Origin of the sequence: Aquipuribacter sp. SD81 (assembly GCF_037153975.1) — a bacterium.
GTDB lineage: Bacteria > Actinomycetota > Actinomycetes > Actinomycetales > JBBAYJ01 > Aquipuribacter.
On record NZ_JBBAYJ010000021.1, the window covers coordinates 30259 to 44920 of the forward strand.

Genomic DNA, 14662 nt, shown 5'->3' on the forward strand with positions numbered 1-14662 from the left:
CCTAGACCCGCGTCCCGGGCCGGGCCGGTCGGCGCAGGCCCGCCCGGCCGACCGTGACGCGGCTCACCCCACGTCGCGGCGCAGGCTCACCACCGACGCGGCGCCGGTGAGGACCGCCGCCCAGCCGAGCAGCACGAGCAGGCCACCCCACCACGGGAGCAGCTGCGCCCCGGTGAAGCCCTCGACGGCCGCCGTCGAGGCGTTCGTCAGCAGGTAGGCCCCGACCTCGGCGAGGTCGACGCCCCCCACCTCGCCGACGCCCCCCAGCACGAGGGCGAGGAGGGGGTCGACGAGGAAGACCACGACCACGAGCACGACGACCGCCACGACGAGGTTCCGCACGAGCAGCCCGAAGGCGACGCCGAGCAGCGCCCAGACCGCGATCCCCGCGACGCCCAGCACGAGCGGTCGCGCGAGGTCGGCGGCCGGTGCGAGGTCGAGGCCGCGGGCCGTCGCCACGACGGCGAGCAGCAGCAGCGACACCGCCTGCACCGCGAGCCCGTGGACGACACCCACCACGAGCCCGACCACGGACTTCCCCGCCGACACCGCACCCCGGGACGGGACGACGAGCAGCGTCGGGGCCATGGTCCGGTTCCGGAAGTCGCCCGCGGCGAGCACCGCGCCGGTGACGGCGGCCATGAGGTAGCCCGGCTGGTAGCCGAACCCGAGCACCGCGAGCTGGCCCGCGGCCGTGCCCAGCGGCGGCAGCCCGAAGCCGTCGGGCCCCTGCTGGCCGTCGACGGGCAGGATGGCCGCGACCAGGCCGACGTTGACGGCCACGAGCGCGAGGGCGACGACGAGCAGCCCCCACCACACCCACGTCGTCAGCGCCTTCACCGTCTCCAGCCGCACCGCGCGACCCAGTGCGCGCGCCGGGCTCACGCGGCACCCTCCTGCACCGGGGTCCGACGGCTCGCCTCGGCCTCGGTGCGGGCGACGAGCCGGAGGAAGGCGTCCTCGAGGCGCTGGGTGGTCGGCGCGAGGTGGTGCAGCTCGACGCCGGCGCGCGCGGCGGCGGCCCCGACGACCGCCGGGTCCAGCACCGCCCCCGGGTCGGCGGCCCTCGCGACGAGGGCGCCGGGCGGGCCGTCGGCGCCGTCCGCGGACACCACCGCGCCGACCGGCCGCAGCGCCTCGGCGAGCAGGTCCGGGGTGGGGGAGGCGACCACGACGCCGGGCGGCCCGGCGAGGCCGCGGAGCTCCCCGGCGTAGGCGAGCCGACCCGCCGCCAGCACGAGGACCGTGTCGACGGTCTGCTCGACCTCGCTGAGGACGTGGCTGGAGACGAGCACCGTCCGTCCCTCCGCGGCGAGGGCCCGCAGGAACCCGCGCAGCCACGCGATGCCCTGCGGGTCCAGGCCGTTGGCCGGCTCGTCCAGCACGAGCATCTCGGGGTCGCCGAGCAGCGCCGCCGCCAGCTGCAGCCGCTGCCGCATGCCGAGGGAGTACCCGCCCACCCGTCGCCGCGCGGCCCCTGTGAGACCGACGAGGTCGAGCACCTCGTCGCAGCGGCCCGTCGGGATGCCGGCGCCGGCCGCCAGCCAGCGCAGGTGGTCCCGCCCGCTGCGAGCGGGTGCGGCCGCGCCGCCGTCGAGCGCGGCCCCGACGCGGCGCGCCGGGTCGTCCAGCGACGCGAAGGGCCGGCCGTCCAGCACCGCCGTGCCGGCGGTGGGACGCGCGAGGCCGAGGAGCAGCCGCAGCGTCGTCGTCTTGCCGGCGCCGTTCGGGCCGAGGAAGCCCGTCACCCGCCCGGGCTCGACGCGTGCGTCGAGGCCGTCGACCGCCGTCACCGAGCCGTACCGCTTCGTGAGGCCGCGCAGCTCGACCACGACGCCCTGCCGGGACCCCCGTCCTGCCGTCATGCCCCGCACCGTAGCGAGGGCGGCGCGGTGCCCGGGGGAGCGCGCGTGCCCCACACTGGGTGCTCGTGCAGTTCCTGCCCGGCCACCAGCCGCCTCACGACCTCACCTACGACGACGTCTTCCTCGTCCCGTCGCGCTCCGGCGTCGGGTCCCGCTCGGCGGTCGACCTCACCCCCGTCGACGGCACCGGGGCCACGGTCCCCGTCGTCGTCGCCAACATGACGGCCGTCACCGGGCGGCGCATGGTCGAGACGATGGCGCGGCGCGGTGGTCTCGCGGTGCTGCCGCAGGACACGCCGCTGGACGTGCTCACGGGCGTGGTCGGGTGGGTCAAGGACCGGCACCCGCGCCTGGAGACCCCCGTCGAGGTCGCGCCGGACGACGTCGTCCTCAGCGTCCTGCACCTGCTGCCCAAGCGCGCCCACGGCGCGGCGGTCGTCGTCGAGGACGGCCGTCCCGTCGGCGTCGTCACCGCGCGCGACTGCCGGCAGGTCGACCGCTACACCCCCGTGCGCGACGTCATGTCGACCGACCTCGTGACCCTCGGGCTCGACGACGTCGTGGGCGAGGGCGGCGGCCCGGGCGCGGCCTTCGACGTCCTCGCCGGAACGCGGCACCACTTCGCGCCGGTCGTGGCGGCGGACGGTCGGCTCGCCGGCGCCGTCACCCGGCTCGGCGCCCTGCGCTCGACGATCTACACCCCGGCGCTGGACGACCGGGGCCGGCTTCGCGTCGCGGCGGCGGTCGGCATCAACGGCGACGTCGCGGGCCGCACCCGGGCGATGGTGGAGGCCGGGGTCGACGTCGTCGTCGTCGACACCGCGCACGGGCACCAGGACAGCGCGCTGCGCGCCGTGGCCGAGGCGCGGGGCGCCGCCCCGGACGTGCCGCTCGTGGCGGGCAACGTCGTGACCGCCGCCGGTACCCGCGACCTCGTGGCCGCGGGCGCCGACGTCGTCAAGGTCGGCGTCGGACCCGGCGCCATGTGCACGACGCGCATGATGACGGCCGTCGGTCGCCCGCAGCTGTCCGCGGTCCTGGAGTGCGTGGGCGCGGCCCGCGAGGTGGGCGCGCACGTGTGGGCCGACGGCGGGGTGCGGCACCCGCGCGACGTCGCGCTCGCCCTGGCGGCGGGCGCCTCGCAGGTGATGGTCGGGTCGTGGTTCGCGGGCACGTACGAGAGCCCCGGCGACCTGCTCGTCGACGCCGAGGGCCGCGAGTACAAGGAGAGCTTCGGCATGGCGTCCAAGCGGGCGGTGACGGCCCGCACCCGCGAGGACTCCGCGTTCGACCGGGCCCGCAAGGGGCTCTTCGAGGAGGGCATCAGCTCCTCGCGGATGCGCCTGGACCCCGCCCGACCGGGCGTGGAGGACCTGCTCGACCACATCACGTCCGGGCTGCGCAGCGCGTGCACGTACGTCGGGGCGTCCGACCTCGGGTCCTTCGCCGACCGCTCGGTGGTGGGGGTGCAGTCGCGCTCCGGCTTCGACGAGGGCCGTCCCCTACCGAGCGGTTGGTGACAGGGCAACTTGAATCGGCGGGACGTCGTCGTTACCTTGTCGTGACCCGCTGACCCCGGTACCCACGACCAGCGGTTCCCAAACCACGGGCGGACCCCCGACCGCCGAGCGCGACGGTGTCGCGAGCCCCAGCCCCGCGACCCCGGCCCCACCCCCAGCCCCCGCACGACCCCACCCCCACCCCGAGCCGACCCCTCGGGGCCCGCCCGCCACCGCTGCCTGCCGCGCACGGTGCACGAGACGACCGGAGAGAGCGTGCCGTTGTCGCGCCCCGACGAGCAGCCCCTGCCGTCGCGCCGTGCTCTCCGGGCCGCCGAGCGCGCCGCGGAGCACGCCGCCCGGCGGTCGGCCGAGCGCACCGACGCCGTGCGCTCCCGTACGCGGGCGCCCCGGGTGACGGACGTCCCCGTCGTGCCGCCCGTGGCGCCGCCGGTCGAGCGAGTCCTCGCCGACCACGTGCTCGAGGGCGGGGACGACGTGTGGGTCGACGACATCACCCCCCGTCCCACCCCGGTCGCGTCCCGGGCGGGCACGCCCGCCCCGGCCGTGCCCGCACCCCGTGCGGGCGGGTCGGCGTGGCGCCGGCTGCCGCAGGTCCTCGTCGTGGGCTCCCTCGTCGCCGCCACCGCCGGCTACGCCGTCACCGCGGACGTCGCGGCGACCGCGGGCAGCGTCCCCACCTTCGTCCGCGAGGACGCGGACGTCGTCACGGCGCAGCCCGCGCAGGAGTCGCTCCTCGCCGACATCGACGCCGGCTCGTCGCTGGTCGCGGGCGAGGACGGCCTGCTGCGTGTCGCCGACGACGGCCAGGCGTCGCGCAGCGGCGAGCGCAGCCTGCTGCCCGGCTGCGACGGCGTCCCGCCGGAGACCGAGCAGCCCAACGGGCGCATGGACGGCGAGTTCCTCTGCACCCTGTGGGACGGGAAGAGCGAGATCCGCGCGGACGCGGCCGTCTCCCTGGCGGTGCTCAACGAGTCCTACCGGGCGGAGTTCGGGCGCGACATGTGCGTGACCGACGGCTACCGCTCCTACGCGGCCCAGCAGTCGCTCAAGGCCCGCAAGCCGGGGCTGGCCGCCCGGCCCGGCACCTCGGAGCACGGCTGGGGCCTCGCGGTCGACCTGTGCGGCGGCGTCGAGTCGGCCGGGCCCGCCTACTCGTGGCTGCGCGAGAACGCCCCCGAGCACGGTTGGGACAACCCCGCCTGGGCCCGCCGCGGCGGGGGCGGGCCGTACGAGCCGTGGCACTGGGAGTACGTCGCCGGTCAGTGGTGACCGGCGGGCTCAGCGCGGCGCGGTGACGAAGACGTCGAACAGCGACGGCGTGTGCGCGTGCACGAGGATCATGAAGATGATCAGGTCGAACGACAGGTGCACGACGAGGACGTACAGGAACGACTTCGTCCGGTAGAAGATGAACCCCTGGAGCACGGCGAAGGGGATCGTCAGCAGCGGCCCCCACGACTGGTAGCCGAGCTCCCACAGGAACGAGACGAAGACCGTCGCCTGCAGGAGGTTCGCCTGCCAGAACGAGAAGTGCTGGCGCAGCAGCGCGAAGACGGTGCAGACGAAGAAGAGCTCGTCCCACAGCCCCACGGCGTTGACGCCGACGAACAGCCGGACGATGTCGCCGGTCTCCACGACCGTCGGCCAGTTCGTGTAGACGCCGGAGCCGATGAAGTACACCGGCAGCACGAGGTAGCCGAGCGCGACGACCACCGCGAGGTACGTCCACTCGAACCGGCCCCAGCCCTTGCCGGTGCGGACGGGGAAGCGGATGACGTCCTCGCGCCAGAAGACCCGCGACATGACGTACGGCAGCAGGACGGCGGTGCCGAGCGCGAGCGCGAAGCGCAGGATGCCCGCGTTGCTGATGTCCGCCTTGAGCGGCACCAGGCTGATGCCGAACAGCGCGACCGCGATGACGGCGAGGTGACGGAGCAGGGCCCGGTCCCCGCCCCGTGTCACGACGACGGCGAGCAGCACGCCCGCGGCCAGCAGCGGCCACCCGACGGCGTGGCTGCGGAACCCGAACAGCGCGACCGCGGACCCGCACACGAGTGCCGCGGCGGCGAAGCGCGGCCACGGCGCCGCCGACTCGGCCGGTGTGTCCGCGCTCGCCGTGCGTGCGCGCGCCTCCACGGTCGGGACGTCGGAGGAGCTCACGGGACCAGGATGCCGGACCGCGCGCCGGCGGGCGCGGGTGACGAGCGGGTGGCCCGCCCGTCGCGGCGGTCTCGGCGATGGCGTCGGCCCTCGACGAGGCGGTCGCTCACCTACGGGAGGAGGGCGGCTGAGTGGGTGCCCCCGGCAGGATTCGAACCTGCGCACCCGCCTCCGGAGGGCGGTGCTCTATCCCCTGAGCTACGGGGGCTCCGGGCGTCCCAGAGACTAGCAGCCGGGCAGGGCGCCGCCGTGCCGCCCGTAGGCTGGTCGGTCGTGACACCCGAGACCCTCGCCGCCGCCGTCCGCTCGTGCCTGCTCGCCGCCGTGGAGTCCGGCGAGCTCGCGCTCGAGGTGCCCGGCAGCGTCGTCGTGGAGCGTCCCCGCAACCGCGAGCACGGCGACTGGGCGACGAACGTCGCGCTGCAGCTGGCCAAGCGGGCCGGCCGTCCGCCGCGGGAGGTCGCGGAGGTCCTGGCGGCGCGGCTGCGCGAGGTCGACGGGGTGTCGGGTGTCGACGTGGCCGGGCCCGGGTTCCTCAACGTGCGGGTCGACGCCGCGAGCGCCGGTGGGCTCGCCCGTTCCGTCGTCGAGGCGGGGGAGGCGTACGGGCGCAACGAGACCCTGGCCGGAGAGGTCGTCAACCTCGAGTTCGTCTCGGCCAACCCCACGGGCCCGCTCCACATCGGCCACACGCGCTGGGCGGCGCTCGGGGACTCCCTCGCCCGGCTGCTCCGTGCGGCGGGCGCCGTCGTCACCACCGAGTTCTACGTCAACGACGCCGGGGCGCAGATGGACCGCTTCGGCGCGAGCGTGCTGGCCCGTGCCGCCGGCCGGCCCGTGCCCGAGGGCGGGTACAACGGCGAGTACGTCGCCGGCCTCGCCGAGCAGGTGCTGCGCGAGCACCCCGACCTGCTCGACCTGCCGGAGGACGAGGCCGTCGCCACCGCCCGCGACACCGGCTACCGGCTGCAGCTGGCGGAGATCGAGCAGACGCTCGCGGACTTCGACGTCCACTTCGACGTGTGGTTCTCCGAGCGGACGCTCCACGGGTCCGGCGCGGTGGAGAAGGCCGTCGCGCGGCTGCGGGAGCAGGGCCACGTCGACGACACCGACGGCGCCGTGTGGCTGCGGACCACCGACTTCGGTGACGACAAGGACCGCGTGATGGTGCGGGCCAACGGTGAGCCCACGTACTTCGCCGCCGACGCCGCCTACTACCTGTCGAAGAAGGACCGCGGCTTCCTGCGCAAGGTGTACCTGCTCGGCGCCGACCACCACGGCTACGTCAAGCGCCTCCAGGCGATCGCCGCGTGCGCCGGCGACGACCCCGCGACGAGCATCGAGGTGCTCATCGGCCAGCTCGTCGACATCGGCGGCGCCCGGATGAGCAAGCGCGCCGGCAACATCATCGAGCTGCGCGACCTCGTCGAGTGGATCGGCAAGGACGCCGTCCGGTACTCCCTCGCCCGCTACCCCGCGGACTCCCCGCTGTCGCTGGACGCGGAGGAGATGCGGAAGCAGACCAACGACAACCCCGTCTTCTACGTCCAGTACGCCCACGCCCGGACCGCTGCGGTCGCCCGCAACGCCGCGACGGCCGGGGTGCGCCGCGAGGACGGCTTCGACGCGTCGCTGCTGGACCACCCGAGCGAGGAGGTCGTGCTCGCCGCGCTCGCGCAGTTCCCCGGCGTCGTCGCGCAGGCCGCGCAGCTGCGCGAGCCGCACCGGGTCGCGCGCTACCTCGAGGACCTCGCCGGTTCGTACCACAGGTGGTACGACCAGCAGCGGCGCGTGGTCCCCGGCGTCGGTCCCGACGGCGAGGTGGAGGCCGTCACCGACGCGCACCGCACGCGGCTGTGGCTCAACGACGCCGTGCGGACGGTGCTCGCCAACGGCCTGCAGCTGCTCGGGGTGAGCGCGCCGGAGCGAATGTGAGGGCGCACGAGGCGGGCGCGCTCCACGCGGAGGCCATGGCGCCCGGCCCGTCGTGGTTGCGCGTCCCGGAGGACGTCAACGCGCTGCTGCCGCGACTGTGGTCGCGGACGGTGGACCGGGGTGACGACGGCGTGCTGCGCGTGGGCGGCGTGAGCGTCCTCGACCTGGCCGCGGAGCACGGCACCCCGGCGTACGTGCTCGACGAGACCGACCTGCGGGCCCGCGCCCGGGCCCACGCCCGCGCCTTCGACGCCGCCTTCGCCGACCTGTGCGGCGGGGCCGACGTCTACTACGCGGCGAAGGCGTTCGTGTCCGTGGCGGTGGCCCGCTGGGTGCACGAGGAGGGCCTCCGGCTCGACACGTGCACGGGCGGTGAGCTCGCTGTCGGCGTCCGCGCCGGCGTGCCGGGGGCCGCGATGGGCCTGCACGGCAACAACAAGTCCGACGCCGAGATCGACCGCGCGCTCGCGCACGGCGTCGGACGCATCGTCGTCGACAGCGCCGAGGAGCCGGCCCGCATCGCACGCATCGCCCGGGAGCGCGGCGTGGTCGCACCCGTGCTCGTGCGGGTCAACGTGGGCGTGGAGGCGCACACGCACGAGTTCATCGCCACGGCCCACGAGGACCAGAAGTTCGGCCTGGCGCTGTCCGACGGGGTCGCCGCCGGCGTCGTCGCGGACGTCCTGGCGCGCCCCGAGCTCGACCTGCGCGGCCTGCACAGCCACATCGGCTCGCAGATCTTCGACCCGTCGGGCTTCGAGGTGGCCGTGCGTCGCCTCGTGCGGCTGCACGCCGACGTCGCGCGCGACCACGGTGTCGTCCTGCCGGAGATGGACCTCGGTGGTGGCTTCGGTATCGCGTACTCCTCGACCGACCGGCCCATGCCCGTCGAGGACATCGCCCGACGCCTCGCGCGCGTCGTCGCCGAGGAGTGCGCGGCCGCCCGGGTCGACGTCCCGCGGATCAGCGTCGAGCCGGGGCGCGCGGTCGTCGGCCCCACCACGTTCACCCTGTATGAGGTCGGCACGGTCAAGCCCGTCACGCTCGACGGCGGCGGCGACCGGACGTACGTGAGCGTCGACGGCGGCATGAGCGACAACGTCCGCACCGCGCTTTACGACGCGGACTACTCGTGCACGCTCGCCTCCCGGGCGTCCGACGCGCCGCCGGTGATGGCCCGGGTCGTCGGCAAGCACTGCGAGAGCGGTGACATCGTCGTGCGCGACGAGTTCCTCCCGGCCGACGTCCGCCGCGGTGACCTGCTCGCGGTGCCAGGGACCGGGGCCTACTGCCGGTCCCTGGCCAGCCAGTACAACCACGTGCCGCGTCCGCCGGTCGTCGCCGTGCGGGACGGGGCGTCGCGGGTGCTGCTGCGGCGCGAGACCGAGGAGGACGTGCTCGCCCTCGACCTGGGGTGAGGCCGGGCTCGGGGCTCCGGGCTCCGGGCTCGGGGCTCGGGGCCTCGGGGCTCGGGGCTCGAGGCGGGGCCGCGTGCACGCACGACGCCTCCGCGTGCCGCGACCTCACGCGACGTCGTCGTCGCCCCGGAGCCGCGCGTCCCACGGCCGGCGCTCGTCCAGGGTCCCTCCGGGCTCCCAGCCGTCGTCCGGTGGCCGGGGCGGCACGTACTCGTCGGGCTCGCCCACCGGCTCCTGGTAACGGACCATGTCGCCTTCCAGGTCCAGGTCCAGGTCCAGGTCCAGGTCCAGGTCCAGGTCCAGGTCCGGGTCTCGGTCCCGGTCTCGGTCTCGGTCCAATGCGTGATCGAGAGCGCGCTCCCGGGCCCACCGCTCCGGCGGCCCGACACCGTCCGCTGCTGCCGGCGCGCGCGCCGGGACCCAGCTCGGCGGCAGGGTGCGGTAGAGGTGACCCGTCGGTGAGGTGTGGTCGAGGCGCCCGTCGGCGGTCTGCGCGACGCCCCAGCCGCCGCGGTGCTTCGCCCGGTGGTGCAGCCGGCAGTAGCCCGCGAGGTTCCAGGCCGCCGTGGGGCCCTCGGGCCACGGGACGGTGTGGTCGTTGTCGCAGCGCGCGGCCCGTCGGCGGCAGCCCGGCCAGCGGCACGTGACGTCACGTGCCCGGACGGCCTCCGCGAGACCCGTCGAGGGCTCGTACCCCTCCTCCGCGGGCAGGTGCCGCGTGGCGACCGCGCCCCGAGCGTCGAGGGGGACGACGCGTGCCCGGCGGGCGGCCCGCACGACGGCGCGGGCGACGGGCGTCGGCAACGGACCGGTCCCCGGCAGCTCCGCGGCCCCGCCGGACCCGGCACGCGCGGGCACGTCCTGAAGGACGCTCATCGGCACGAGCACGTCGACGCCGATGCTCACGTGCGGCACCGGCGAGCCGAGCACGTCGGGCGTGCCGACGAGCAGCTGCAGGGCCGCGTCGGCGCGGGCCTGCTCGAGGCTCGGCACGTCGAGCTCGGCGAGGTCGCCGGCCGCCACGGCGCGCCGGGCGTCGGTGAGCCGCGCACGGGCGTGCGCGTCGAGCTGCTCGTAGGCGGCGGCGACGTCGACGGCCGACGCGGTGAGCTGCAGGACGGCCATGCCGTCGGGCAGGCCCCACGAGACGACGCGCCGTCGGCGGCGCGCCACGCGGCAGCGACGCCCCTGGCTCGCCGGGTCCGCGCTCGCGAGCGTCCGGCGCGCCGCGGTCGCGAGCTGTCCCGGGGTGCCGAGCGACCAACCGGCGCCCGACCTGGTTCCTGGGTGCGCCTTGCGCTCCTCCTCGCGGGTCGTGAGGACGTCGGCCTCGACCTCCCGGGCGACGCGGTCGTCGGCGGCTCCGTCGAGGGCCTCACACAGTGCGCGGGCGTGCGCGAGCCCGATCACGCCTCCGCCGAGGGCTGACAGCGTCGCCGGCTGCCGCACGGCGAGGCGGAGCGCGAGGTCGACGCGCTCCTGTGCGGCCCGCTGCGACACGCGCAGCGCCGCGGCGACCTCGGTGGCGGTGAAGCGGTCGACCTCCGCGGCGTCCGCCGGGCCGCCGGCGCGTTCGACGGCGCGCTCGCCACCGAGCTCGGCGACGAGCGCGACGTGGGTGGCGCGCCGTCGGGACGCGAGCACGGCGACGAGCCGCAGCGTCACGCCCTCGGCCCACCCGGCGAGGGCGGTGGCCTCTGCCATCGCGTCGACGAGCTCTGCGTCAGAAGACACGTCGTCGCCGGCCTGCCCGGCCGATGAGTCGCCGGCACCGTCAAGGCGCCGTGACAGCTCCGACAGCGAGGCCGTGAGGCGGTCGACGGGCAGGGGCTCGAACACGTGTACGACTGTGCCACGACCCCCCGACACTACGACCGGCGCGGCGTCGTCAACGTCTTCGCGTACCGCGTCTCGGCCACGTCCACGGCGTGGCCGGCGACCTGGAGCCTTGCCGTCCGCTCGACGCCGTCGGCCCGCCAGCCGTGGCGGGAGTAGAAGGCCCGGGCGCGTGGGTTGGCCGTCACGACCCACAGGCGAGCCGTCGCGTGACCGCCCGCGAGCAGGTCGGCCTCGGCCGCGGCGAGCAGCGCGGTGCCCACGCCGCCGCGCCACGCCGCCGGGTCGACGTTGAGGGCGAACAGCTCCCCGTCGTCCCCGGTCGCCGCCTCCCGGGCCGCACCTGCGTGGGCGAACCCGAGGACGAGGCCGGGGCCGGCGGCCACGGTGAGTCCGGCACGGTGAGGGCCCTCGAGCAGGCGCCGCCAGCCCTCGGTGCGCCGGGCCACGTCGAGCGCGTCGAGGGCCTCGTCCGGCATCACCCCGCGGTAGGCGGCCTGCCAGGCGCGCACGTGCACGCGGGCGAGCCCCGCCGCGTCGTCGACGTCCGCACGACGCAGCTCCCACCCCTCCGGCACGGCGACAGCGTGGCAGGACGGTCGCGCCCCGGCCACGGGCCGCCCCGGCCACGGGCTGCCCCGGCCGCGGTCCGCCGGGGCGGGACCGTGACCGGGGCGGGACCGTGACCGGGGCGGGACCATGACCGGGACGCGGCCGTGGCCGGGAGTGCGTCGGGTCTCAACCGACGAGCGTGTCCTCGCGGTCGGGCACGCGGTGCCGTGGCTGCGGCACCGCCCCGGCCGCGTCCGGCTCCTCCCGGAACCCGTACCGCTGCCACCAGCGGGCCAAGGGGGCGGGCGCCCACCAGTTCGCGGTGCCGAGCAGCCGCATGGTGGCCGGCACGAGCAGTGTCCGGACGACCGTCGCGTCGAGCAGGAGCGCGAAGGCGAGTCCGAGCCCGATCATCTGGATGAAGGTGACGTCGCCGAGCATGAAGCCGCCGACCACGAGCCCGAGCAGGAGCGCCGCGGCGGTCACGATCCCGCCGGTGCGCTGCAGCCCGTTCGCCACCGCGGTGGTGTTGTCGCCGGTGCGGTCCCACTCCTCGCGCATGCGCGACAGCAGGAACACCTCGTAGTCCATCGACAAGCCGAACGCGATGGCCACGATGACGACGAGCTGGCTGGTCTCGAGGAAGCCGGTCTCGGTGAAGCCGAGCACGCCCGCGAGGTTGCCGTCGCCGAACGCCCACACGAGCACGCCGAAGGTCGCGGCGATCGTCGCGGTGTTGAGCAGCGCCGCCTTGACCGGCAGCAGCACGGAGCCGAAGGCCCAGAAGAGCAGCAGCAGCATCGTGACGACGACGAAGCCGACGGCCCACGGCAGGCGGTCGGTGATGACGTCGAGCCGGTCGACGAAGTAGGCGGTCTCACCGGTCACGAGGACCTCGACGCCGGGCACGGACAGGTCGCGCAGGTCCGCCACCAGCTCGCGGGACGCGGCCGAGAAGGGGTCGGAGTCCTCGAGCGGCACCGACAGGCGCAGTGCCCGCTCGGCGGCCGCCTCGACGCGCGGCTCGGCCCCGGCCACGTCGCTCACCGCGGCCGTCAGCGCCGTCCGCTGCGCTTCGGCCAGGGTGGTCCCGTCGGTGCCGCGGGCGACGACCTGCACGGCGTCGGTCGCGAGCCACGGCAGCTCGGCGTCGACCGTCTCGCCGGCCTGGCGCGACTCGGCGCGCTCCGGCAGGGCGCGGGTGTCGACGCCACCGAGCTGCAGCCCCCCGACGGGCGCGACGAGCACCGCGAGGAGGGCGACGGTGCCGACGACGACCAGGACGGGGCGCCGCATGACGGTCCGCGCGATGCGGGCCCACGGCCCGTCCGTCCGGGCGGCACCGGCTCGTGCGCCGCGCCGGAACGGCAGGCCGAGGGCGTCGACGCGGTGCCCGAGCAGGCGCAGCAGCGCCGGCAGCACCGTCAGGGCGGCGAGCATCGCGAGGACGACCGCCGCGATCGAGCCGATCCCGAGCGAGCGCACGAACATGAACGGGAAGAACAGCATCGCGGCGAGCGAGACCGCGACGGTGAGGCCGGAGACGAGCACCGTCCGCCCGGCCGTGCCGAGGGTCGCCTCGAGCGCCGCGCCGACGTCGCGCCCGGGGCGGAGCTCCTCGCGGAAGCGCGCGACCATGAGCAGCCCGTAGTCCACGGCGAGGCCGAGCCCGAGCGCCGTGATGACGTTGACGCTGAAGATGCTGACGTCGGTCAGCTCGCCGACCGCGGACACGGCGCCGAAGGCGCCGACGATGGCGAAGGCGCCGATCGCGAGCGGCAGGGACCCGGCGACGAGACCCCCGAGGATGACGACGAGCAGGACGAGGACGACCGGCACCATCACGCCCTCCGCGAGCGCGAGGTCGGTCGTCACCTGGCTGCTGACGTCGGCGTTGACGGCGGCGACGCCGCCCCGCAGGGTCTGCACCGGGGCGGGCGCCACGAGCGCGTCGGCGACCTCGTCGGTGTAGCTCGCCGACCTCTCCGTGTCGTCGGCGCCCGCCAGGCGCACGAGCGCGACGACGGTGCTGCCGTCGGCCGACACGAGCCCCGTGGCCGCCGGGTCGGGTGCGGCCAGCGGGTCGACGACCTCGGTGACGGCGTCCGGGTGCTCGCGGACGAGGTCGTCGAGCGTCGTGCTGACGGCGTCGGTGAAGGCCGGGTCGGCGACGGTGAGTCCCGGCGCGGTGTACGTGACGAGAAGGTCGACGTCGGTGCGCCCGAGCTCCTCGGTCGACACCCGCGCGGCGACCGACGCCTCCCCGCGCGGGTCGTCGAAGCCGCCGTCGACGGCCTTGCCGAACAACCCCCCGCCCATCGCGAAGGCGCTCCACGCCGCGAGCGCGAGCAGCAGGCCGGACAGGACGAGGACGAGGACGGGGCGGCGGGAGAGGCCGCGCGCGAGTATGGACAACATGCTGGACCTCCGTGAGTGACGTTCGTGTCGGTGAACGTTGTTCTCGTCCGCCACGGTGAACTATGCTGCCGAACGTGAACACTGTCAACGCTTCCGACGTGCGTTCGCCCGTCGTGCCCCGCCGCGAGCGGGTCCGCGCGGCCACGGAGGCGGAGATCGTGGCCACGGCACGCAACCTGCTGGTGGCGGGCGGGCCGTCGACGCTGACCCTGCGCGAGGTCGGACGGCGGATGGGCATGACGGCCTCCGCGCTGTACCGCTACGTCGACGGCCACGACGGGCTGGTCGACCGTCTGGCGGCCTCCTTCTTCGACGAGCTGACGGAGGCGCTGCGCGCCACCCTCGACGGCGGCGGCACGACCGGCGGCACGACCGACGACGTCGTCGACGGCACGACCGAGGGGTCCGAGGAGGCGGCGGACCGCGCCGTCTCCCGCTCGCTCATGGCCGCGAGCCGCGCGTTCCGCCGGTGGAGCCTCGAGCACCCGGCGGAGTTCGCCCTCATGTACGGCGGGACGGTGCACCAGCTCGAGTCCGGCTGCCCGCGCACGGAGGCCGCCGGCAACCGCTTCGGTGCGGTCTTCCTCCGCCTGCTGCTCGACCGGCTGCCCGGCGTGCCCGTCCCGGCGGGCACGGACGGGTCACCCACCGGCGCCGCCGGCCCGGCACCGGTGGGTGACGGCGCCCCCGTCTTCGCCGTGCTGCCCGGGCCGCTGGGGGAGATGTTCGCGCGGGCCTGGGTGCGCCTCCTCGGGCTCGTCATGGTCGAGGTCGTCGGCAAGGTGGGTCACACCGGCGCCGACCCCGAGCGGCTGTTCGAGGCGGAGATGGCCGACTGCTGCCGCTCGCTGCTCGCCGTCCTCCGTGACGTGCGCACCGGGACGGGCGGGCGGCCGGTGCCCGGCGGGACGGGAGCCGAGACCGTGCCGCGGGGCGCGCGCCGCCCCTGACACAC

General features: G+C 75.9%; 11 protein-coding genes and 1 tRNA gene. 5 read left to right on the plus strand and 7 right to left on the minus strand.

What is annotated here, in order from left to right; translation table 11 throughout:
• Nucleotides 1-63: 63 nt before the first annotated feature.
• Complete coding sequence (locus tag WAA21_RS13165) at nucleotides 64-885, minus strand: hypothetical protein (RefSeq protein ID WP_336923276.1); 822 nt, start codon at nucleotides 883-885, stop codon at nucleotides 64-66.
• On the minus strand, nucleotides 882-1865 hold the full coding sequence (locus tag WAA21_RS13170) for an ATP-binding cassette domain-containing protein (RefSeq protein WP_336923277.1): 984 nt from the start codon (nucleotides 1863-1865) through the stop codon (nucleotides 882-884). Before WAA21_RS13170 ends, WAA21_RS13165 begins: the two co-directional genes overlap by 4 nt.
• A gap of 65 nt (nucleotides 1866-1930) precedes the next feature.
• Between WAA21_RS13170 and WAA21_RS13175 the strand changes: the two genes are divergently transcribed.
• Nucleotides 1931-3385, plus strand: coding sequence for a GuaB1 family IMP dehydrogenase-related protein (locus WAA21_RS13175; protein WP_336923278.1), 1455 nt, complete (start codon nucleotides 1931-1933; stop codon nucleotides 3383-3385).
• A 255-nt stretch (nucleotides 3386-3640) separates the two neighbouring features.
• On the plus strand, nucleotides 3641-4657 hold the full coding sequence (locus WAA21_RS13180; RefSeq protein ID WP_336923279.1) for a M15 family metallopeptidase: 1017 nt from the start codon (nucleotides 3641-3643) through the stop codon (nucleotides 4655-4657).
• Between the two features lie 9 nt (nucleotides 4658-4666).
• Here the strand turns inward: WAA21_RS13180 and WAA21_RS13185 are convergent, their stop codons facing one another.
• Together WAA21_RS13185 and WAA21_RS13190 are read right to left on the minus strand one after the other, a co-directional pair.
• Complete coding sequence (locus tag WAA21_RS13185; RefSeq protein WP_336923280.1) at nucleotides 4667-5548, minus strand: CPBP family intramembrane glutamic endopeptidase; 882 nt, start codon at nucleotides 5546-5548, stop codon at nucleotides 4667-4669.
• Nucleotides 5549-5684: 136 nt separating this feature from the next.
• Nucleotides 5685-5756 (minus strand) — tRNA-Arg (locus WAA21_RS13190).
• Between the two features lie 65 nt (nucleotides 5757-5821).
• Here WAA21_RS13190 and argS point away from each other — a divergent pair.
• On the plus strand, nucleotides 5822-7483 hold the full coding sequence (gene argS, locus WAA21_RS13195) for an arginine--tRNA ligase (RefSeq protein ID WP_336923281.1): 1662 nt from the start codon (nucleotides 5822-5824) through the stop codon (nucleotides 7481-7483).
• Nucleotides 7480-8901: a diaminopimelate decarboxylase gene (gene lysA, locus WAA21_RS13200; protein ID WP_336923282.1), complete on the plus strand. Its 1422-nt coding sequence runs from the start codon at nucleotides 7480-7482 to the stop codon at nucleotides 8899-8901. Before argS ends, lysA begins: the two co-directional genes overlap by 4 nt.
• 105 nt (nucleotides 8902-9006) lie before the next feature.
• Here lysA and WAA21_RS13205 read toward each other — a convergent pair whose 3' ends face one another.
• The 3 genes from WAA21_RS13205 to WAA21_RS13215 all read right to left on the minus strand — a co-directional run bounded on the left by WAA21_RS13205 (nucleotide 9007) and on the right by WAA21_RS13215 (nucleotide 13707).
• Complete coding sequence (locus WAA21_RS13205) at nucleotides 9007-10740, minus strand: HNH endonuclease signature motif containing protein (RefSeq protein WP_336923283.1); 1734 nt, start codon at nucleotides 10738-10740, stop codon at nucleotides 9007-9009.
• A 29-nt stretch (nucleotides 10741-10769) separates the two neighbouring features.
• Nucleotides 10770-11315, minus strand: coding sequence for a GNAT family N-acetyltransferase (locus WAA21_RS13210; RefSeq protein WP_336923284.1), 546 nt, complete (start codon nucleotides 11313-11315; stop codon nucleotides 10770-10772).
• Between the two features lie 160 nt (nucleotides 11316-11475).
• A complete protein-coding gene (locus tag WAA21_RS13215; RefSeq protein ID WP_336923285.1) occupies nucleotides 11476-13707 on the minus strand; it encodes an MMPL family transporter in 2232 nt (743 codons plus the stop codon).
• A gap of 74 nt (nucleotides 13708-13781) precedes the next feature.
• Here WAA21_RS13215 and WAA21_RS13220 point away from each other — a divergent pair, with 74 nt between their 5' ends.
• On the plus strand, nucleotides 13782-14657 hold the full coding sequence (locus tag WAA21_RS13220; RefSeq protein WP_336923286.1) for a TetR/AcrR family transcriptional regulator: 876 nt from the start codon (nucleotides 13782-13784) through the stop codon (nucleotides 14655-14657).
• Nucleotides 14658-14662: the final 5 nt, after the last annotated feature.

Coding starts and splice junctions, on each gene's coding strand:
- WAA21_RS13170 (WP_336923277.1), bottom strand. CDS start 1,865: ATGACGGCAGGACGGGGGTCCCGGCAGGGCGTCGTGGTCGAGCTGCGC.
- WAA21_RS13215 (WP_336923285.1), bottom strand. CDS start 13,707: ATGTTGTCCATACTCGCGCGCGGCCTCTCCCGCCGCCCCGTCCTCGTC.